The sequence below is a fragment of the Thermogemmata fonticola genome, from assembly GCF_013694095.1.
GTDB lineage: Bacteria > Planctomycetota > Planctomycetia > Gemmatales > Gemmataceae > Thermogemmata > Thermogemmata fonticola.
Map to the genome: position 1 here is coordinate 155952 of NZ_JACEFB010000010.1, position 6930 is coordinate 162881.

Consider the following 6930-nt stretch of genomic DNA (forward strand, 5'->3'; position numbering starts at 1 on the left):
CGTGTTCCTATGTTCGTTTTGTCAGGGTTACTCTCATGTATTCCCGGCGCATCCACCACCTCATGCTGCTTGTTCTGTCCTGCACTTGGGCGTGGGCGGCGGTTTCCTACGCTCAGACTCCAAACGCCGAACGCGAGTTGCGTTTCGGGACCGATCCGACCGGCGGCGCTCCCTACATCTTCAAGGTGGATCCGAATGGTCCCTACATTGGCTTCGAGGTCGAATTGGCCGCATATATGGCCCAAAAGCTAGGACGGCTCCCCGTCGCTGTGGAGGGGGAATGGAGTACCCTGCCGGAACTATTGGACAAGCCCCGCGGAGGAGAAAAAGGGATCGATATCGTATTGAACGGCTACGAATTGCGGGAGGACCTTCAGCAGCAGTATGCCGCCACCGTGCCTTACTACGTCTATCGCCTGGCCTTGGTGGTCCATGCTCAGGATGATTCCATCCAGCAGTGGTCGGACCTGCGGGCCGGGAAGCGGATCGGTGTGCTGGAGGGGTCCGTTGCCTTTGACTACTGCCAGCAGCGGTATCCGGGGCAGGTCCTACCCAACAAGGACGTGGCGGTGATGTTCGAGGAAGTCAAACGGCGAGGACGAGTCGATGCGACAGTCCAGGACAATCCCGCCGCTATCTGGTTCGTTCACTTTGATCCGACCTATCGCGGCCAATTCAAAATGATCGAACCGGCCCGCCAGCCCAGTTACTATGTCATCTATCTACGCAAGGAAGATCGCCAACTCAAGGAGCGGTTGGACGAGGCCATCCGCGAGGGTTTCCGGGATGGCACCTTTCGCCGCATCTACAGCAAATATGGCCTGTGGAATGCGGATCAAGAATGGCTAGCTAAGGAACTGACCGGCCAGTTTCCCGCCGATGACGATACTCCCGTCGAAGCTCTGGGAAGTAGCAGCGGCGGCTCTCTTTGGCCCCTGATCCCCAAACTGCTTCAAGCCGCCGGTATGACTGTCTTCCTCTCCGTCGCCTCCTTTCCCCTCGCCATGATCCTGGGATTGCTCATCGCTTTGGGCCGGGTCTACGGTCCCCACTGGCTCGCGGCCCCCCTAACTGTTTACGTCGAAGTCATTCGGGGAACCCCCTTGCTCCTTCAGCTTTACTTCCTCTTCTTCATGTTCCCCAAAATCCACCCCCTCTTTGCCTTGGACCCCATCTACACGGGCATTCTCGGCTTGGCTCTCAACTATGCGGCCTATGAGGCCGAAAACTATCGAGCGGGTCTGCTGGCCATTCCCAAAGGCCAGATGGAAGCCGCTCTGGCTTTAGGGATGACTCCGCTGACCGCAATTCGGACTGTCGTTGTCCCCCAGGCTTTACGCCTCGTGATCCCGCCTGTAACGAACGACTTCATCGCTTTGTTCAAGGATACCTCGGTCTGTTCGGTGATCCTCATCACAGAACTGACACGCCGTTATAATGAGCTGTACAATTTCAATCGCGACTTGGTCGTGGAATTGGCTATCGTAACGGCGGGTTTATACCTGATGATGAGCTACCCCTTGGCTCTGCTGGCTCGGAGGCTGGAAAAACGTTGGGGAACGGCCCACACTACCCGTTAGGACGCCAGCGATCCGTTTTGGAACCCCTGCGAGGGGATCGCGAGGCCCCCTTGGCTACGGCAGCTTTGAGAATGCGTGCCATATGGAGAAGCACTGTAGAGCCAAGCTCTTGGTATTTCCAAGGAATGGCACACCGCATGATCTCCACCCCCTGAGGCCCATCCATCGGCTCTATCCGTGTGTACAGGTATTCCCATGAGCATCATTCAGGTTCAGCAACTGGTCAAGTATCACGGCAAGCAGCGCATTCTCGATGGTATCAGCGTCACGTTTACGAAGGGGGAAGTGGCGGGAATTGTCGGCCCCTCCGGAAGCGGGAAGAGCACTCTGCTGCGGTGCATCAACGGTCTGGAAGTCTTTCAGGAAGGGGAAGTCTGTGTTCAGTCGACCTGGAAGTTGTGCGGTGGAGTGCCTGCCTCGCGGGAGACGCTCCTGCAGTTACGGCGTGCGGTGGGCATGGTGTTTCAGCAATTCCATCTGTTTCCGCATATGAACGCGTTAGAAAACGTCATGGCGGGGCCGGTTCATGTCCTGGGTCACAAACGGGATCAAGCCGAGGCGGTGGCCTGCTGCTGGCTAGAACGCGTCGGTTTGAAGGACAAACTCCGGGCTTATCCCGCCCAGTTATCCGGCGGGCAGCAGCAACGGGTGGCCATCGCTCGCGCTCTGGCGGTCCAACCCCAGGCTTTGCTCTTTGACGAACCGACCAGCGCCTTGGATCCCCGGATGGCCGCCGAAGTCATGCAAGTCATCGACGATCTAGCCGACGATCCCGACCTGCAAGTGGCCATGGTGATCGTCAGTCACGATGTAGCCGCCCTGCGCCGCATCGCCGACCGCATTCACGTTCTGGACAAAGGACGGATCATCTACTCTGGACCGACCGCTGAGGCTTTAGACCCTCACGGTCCCGCGGCTTCCTTTCTCGGCATCACCACCACATGACGGAAATCCCAGGGTCAGCCCTGCAACGTTGTTCGTTGTTCTCCTGTAAGTGATCTTTCTCCCGCCGCTGCGGTTGGTATCCTGATGCTATCCCCTGGCCTTATCCCTCTTCATTTTGGACTTCGGAGAGCAGAGCGTGGAGGAGTAGATAGACAGCCAGGGGCGGAAACGGCTCATGGCGGAGGTTGACGACGAATGACTGCTCCGATGATCGCCGCAACAGAGGAGGCACCTCGAGTGATCCGCGTCGGTCATAGTCCGGATCCCGACGACGCCTTCATGTTCTACGCGCTGGCACAAGACAAAATCCCGACCGGCTCCTTGCGCTTCGTCCATGAGTTGCAGGACATCGAGACACTCAACCGCCGGGCCTTGCAGGGGGAACTGGAAGTCTCCGCCGTGAGCATCCATGCCTATGCCTATCTAGCTGACCGTTACGCCCTGCTCTCCTGCGGCTGTAGTATGGGCGACAAATACGGTCCGATCCTCGTATCCCGCCGCCGTTGGAGTCTGCGCGATCTGCCGAATGCTTCCATCGCTGTACCCGGTACGCTCACCACCGCCTTCCTTGTTCTTCAGTTGCTTTTCGAATCCTTGCACGCACGCTCGCGGCTACGTTATCAGGTGATGCCCTTCGACCAAATTCTCGAAGCCGTGGCTAAAGGACGATGTGACGCCGGCCTGATCATCCACGAGGGACAACTGACCTTCCGTAACTTGGGCCTGAACCTCATCATCGACTTAGGTGTCTGGTGGCAGGAGCGGACCGGCCTGCCTTTGCCCCTCGGTGGCAACGTGGTCCGCAAAGACCTAGGACTGGACCTTATGCGCCAGATCAATCATCTAGTTCAGGAAAGTATCCGTTATGGACTCACCCACCGTGAGGAAGCCCTGGCCTACGCCCTGCACTATGCACGGGATATGGACGTGAGCCTCGCCGATCGCTTCGTGGCCATGTATGTCAACGACTGGACGCTGGACTACGGTCCCCAGGGACGAGCTGCCATCCAACGCCTCCTCGATGAAGCTGCGAAGGCCCGGATTTTCCCTGCACCGCCCCCTGTGGAGTTTGTCACCTGAGGATAACTCCTTCAGTTCATCCAACTATGATCTCTTTGACGACCTTCCAGACGGAACCTGCACCTTGTAGCTATTTGCCCGACCGCCAATGGTCGCTTCTGTACCAAATCGTTCAATCCATGACGCCAGAGGAATACCAAGGGCGACTCGATCGCGGCTGGCGTCGCTTCGGCCACGCCCTATTTCGGCCTCGCTGCCCCCATTGCCAGGCTTGTTTGTCCCTGCGCATTCCCGTGGCCGCCTTCCGGCCCAACCGAAGCCAACGCCGCTGCTGGAAAGCTAACGTCAGCCAAATGACTCGCCATGTCACTACCCATCTCCAACTCTCCTTGGACAAGCTTCTGCTCTACCGCCGGTATCACGACTTTCAACATCGCCACAAACACTGGCCCAACGATGGCCAAATCGACCCGGAAGACTACATGACTTCTTTCCTACGCAATCCTTTTCCCACCGAAGAGTGGTGCTACTACCACCAGCAGAATTTGGTGGGAGTCGGCTACGTCGATCGACTTCCCTCCGGCCTTTCCGCCATCTACTTCTTCTACGATCCCGCTTACCGCTCTCATTCCCTAGGCACTTTCCACATTCTCTCTCTCATTGCCGAGGCCCAAAAAGTCCAACTCCCCTACGTCTACCTTGGCTACTATGTCGCGGGCTGCCCTTCTCTCGAATACAAGGCCCGCTTCCAACCAAACGAAATCTATGATCCCATGACTCGCACTTGGATCCCTTTCCAGCCTCGCGTTTCAACACTTCGGTAATTCTCACCGGAATGGAAATCAAACACAAATAAGGCTCCGCCCAACTGGCGTTCAGTCCGGACGGGAAGTGACCGGTGGCCGAGGATTTTTCTAAGGACAAGCTGACACACCGGGATACCGATGGCTGAAAGCGGCTGCCGGAGCGGCGGGGGAGCTGAAGCCGGGCGACCGAATCGTAGGCTTAGACCTCCATGAGAGCGTGGCGGTCACAGCGCTGCGACTGACCGGTCGGCAGGAGAAGCACTACAATCTCCGTGTTGCGGACTACCACACCTACTTCGTCGGCGATGCGCATTGAGACTTCAGCGTCTGGGCGCATAATTCGTACAATGCTCCAAACGGTGGACGCCCCCGCTCACTGCGTCGCAAGAACGGGCTGTGCGATCAATCCATCGTCGCATCGCTGAACATCAGCAAAAACTCGCTGATTATATCAGGAACCCTGACGCATTTGACAATCAAGGGTTGTTGAGGAATGCTCCCACTCCTGAGATTAGGCAGCGTATCATCGATGGACGTATCCGGCATTTACAAAACGAAATTGATGCTTTCCAGAGGCAGATCGACCGGATTCTTGGTGGGGGGTGAGAGAATATGGACATCAGCATCGAAGAACTTCGAGCAGCAGCAAATCTGTTGCTTGACTATCTGGTTCGGGAAGGTTACCAACAAGTTTCCTTGTCACATGACTACTATTGGAGCGTGCCTAAAGAGGCGGCATTCGACCCGTACCAACAGCCAACTTCACTTACCCTCGGGCAGCTTACGGAGGACATGAATGAGTTACGGCGTTTGTTGAGGGGAGATACGGAACCTCTAGCATATGGCCTAGTTTGGCTTGCTGCAGTACTGCGTGCTGTTGGTGAAGAAGTTGTAGCCTAAGTGTCAGCTGCGAAAGTACCTCATCTCTACAGCTCACACCCCAGTTCTTCAGCCGTCGGACTCGCAATCAAGCACACAGCTCGGGGCAACTACCCGCCCGGTGTGAGCCGGCTGGAGGCCAAGCCGTAACGATGGAGCAGATGCAAGAGGTAAGGGCTGGGCAGCGGCGAGGGATCTGCAAGCCGGCGATCGGTTGCGTTCGCATGATGGGCAGTGGCTGGCGGTTGCGGGGGTGCGTAACACCGGCCGGGAGGAGGTGGTCTACAACTGCCGCGTCGCGGAGTTCCACACCTACTTCGTCGGCGATGCGGCATGGGGCTTCAGCGTCTGGGCGCATAATGCGTGCACCATTGAGCAGGCCAGGGCTGCCGCTGCAAGACACGGAGGTGTGGAGATCGGAGAAGGCCGATTTCTTTTCCCAACGCGAAGAGCCGCACGTCAAGCTGCATCGGAAATCGCCGGCGATCTAGGCCCACGAGCACAGCGGATCTCTCAACAGGAGTTCCATGGATTGCCCAGGCGGTTAAGTAACTCAAACCGGACAATTGGAAGGTGGTCTGCCGATGGAAGCCGAGGTTGGAGAGACGACTAGTTCGGCCATCCATTTGATCCGCGGCCCCATGTGAATGTTTGGGACTATAGCACTAATGTCGAATTCCATTTGTTCTACGAGCATGGCGGCTGGCCGGGACTTGTTAGCTATTATTGGAGATAGTTTCGCTGCCGTCCGCATGGTCGCGCGGTGGAGAAAACCATGCACAATCCTATCAATATTCAGACCGATGGTACCTTGGTCATCAAGGAAGTTTCCGACCATTTCTTCGGGGTTTTACTTCCGGTATGTACGGCCTCCATTCTAACGAAGATACTCGACCCGAGCGTGCCCTGGATTACGCTGGTCGGGTTTCGATCTCCCGAAGCTTGTCGCTGGATTGAACGGCACCTGCCGCCGTTGTTTGACCCAAGCCGTCGAGTAGAGTCCGTGACCGTCAAGTACCTAGAGATGGACGTGAGTCTACCCACAGCCGAGTTCCTTCATCTCTTGCATTTGTTCCTAGATCAAGGTGTGGACTTGGTGCAAGCAGACAGACCGTTACCTCCTAGTTTGTTCCTTGACGCACTTAAGCCAAAGTCTAAGGCCCGTGTCTATCGTGAGGTTGGTATTGTTCTGCGGTTCTATTTGCCGCACCCTCATGAGCATGCTTTGGTAACGTCGCCTTCGAGGGAAATTCTGGAGCGAGTAGTCGCTGCATTCCACAAGTAAACAGTCACTAACGTGCACCATCATACTGAGGAAAACCACAACACCGGCCCATCGGTGTATCTGCTGGTCCACCGGTTGTGGTGCCTGGGGACAACTAATTCAGCCTGAGGTATGGCATAGTATCGATCCTTTTTCTTCCTTGTTAGTCAGAGCGACCTTGCTTGGGGTGCCAGGCACTGGTTTTTAGATATTTCGTTCGGCATGAGGATCATGGGGTGGGAGGTGGCAGCGGATAGACGAGATCACGACCGGTGACAAAAAATTGTCACGGGATGAGCATGATCCGAGCGAGCCGCTGGTGTGGAAGCAAGTCGCGGAGACATTTGAGCGGGTGCGACTGGTTTATGAGTTGGAGGTGGGCGGTCAGACCATCGGTACGAGGGCGGAGCACCCGTTCTATGTCCTCGGCAAGGGT

7 protein-coding genes and 1 pseudogene are annotated in these 6930 nt (G+C 56.6%); all 8 read left to right on the top strand.

The features are described from left to right. The first annotated feature begins 35 nt into the window (after positions 1-35). The 8 genes and pseudogenes from H0921_RS13240 to H0921_RS13275 all read left to right on the top strand — a co-directional run bounded on the left by H0921_RS13240 (position 36) and on the right by H0921_RS13275 (position 6515). Positions 36-1580 (top strand): ABC transporter substrate-binding protein/permease, encoded by a 1545-nt coding sequence (locus tag H0921_RS13240; RefSeq protein WP_228499635.1) that lies wholly within the window; start codon positions 36-38, stop codon positions 1578-1580. A 195-nt stretch (positions 1581-1775) separates the two neighbouring features. Beyond that, a complete protein-coding gene (locus H0921_RS13245) occupies positions 1776-2525 on the top strand; it encodes an amino acid ABC transporter ATP-binding protein (RefSeq protein ID WP_194538907.1) in 750 nt (249 codons plus the stop codon). A 195-nt stretch (positions 2526-2720) separates the two neighbouring features. Continuing rightward, complete coding sequence (locus tag H0921_RS13250; protein ID WP_194538908.1) at positions 2721-3605, top strand: menaquinone biosynthesis family protein; 885 nt, start codon at positions 2721-2723, stop codon at positions 3603-3605. Positions 3606-3631: 26 nt separating this feature from the next. Continuing rightward, a complete protein-coding gene (locus tag H0921_RS13255; RefSeq protein ID WP_194538909.1) occupies positions 3632-4369 on the top strand; it encodes an arginyltransferase in 738 nt (245 codons plus the stop codon). Positions 4370-4523: 154 nt separating this feature from the next. Beyond that, complete coding sequence (locus tag H0921_RS13260) at positions 4524-4667, top strand: HINT domain-containing protein (protein ID WP_228499667.1); 144 nt, start codon at positions 4524-4526, stop codon at positions 4665-4667. 296 nt (positions 4668-4963) lie between these two features. Beyond that, positions 4964-5251, top strand: a complete 288-nt coding sequence (locus H0921_RS13265) for a hypothetical protein (RefSeq protein WP_194538910.1) — start codon at positions 4964-4966, stop codon at positions 5249-5251. 166 nt (positions 5252-5417) lie between these two features. Then, positions 5418-5843, top strand: a pseudogene (locus H0921_RS18550) (polymorphic toxin-type HINT domain-containing protein); the annotation flags it as partial. Between the two features lie 162 nt (positions 5844-6005). Beyond that, positions 6006-6515 carry a hypothetical protein gene (locus H0921_RS13275; RefSeq protein ID WP_194538912.1) on the top strand — a complete coding sequence of 170 codons (510 nt, stop codon included), beginning with the start codon at positions 6006-6008 and terminating at the stop codon, positions 6513-6515. Positions 6516-6930: the final 415 nt, after the last annotated feature.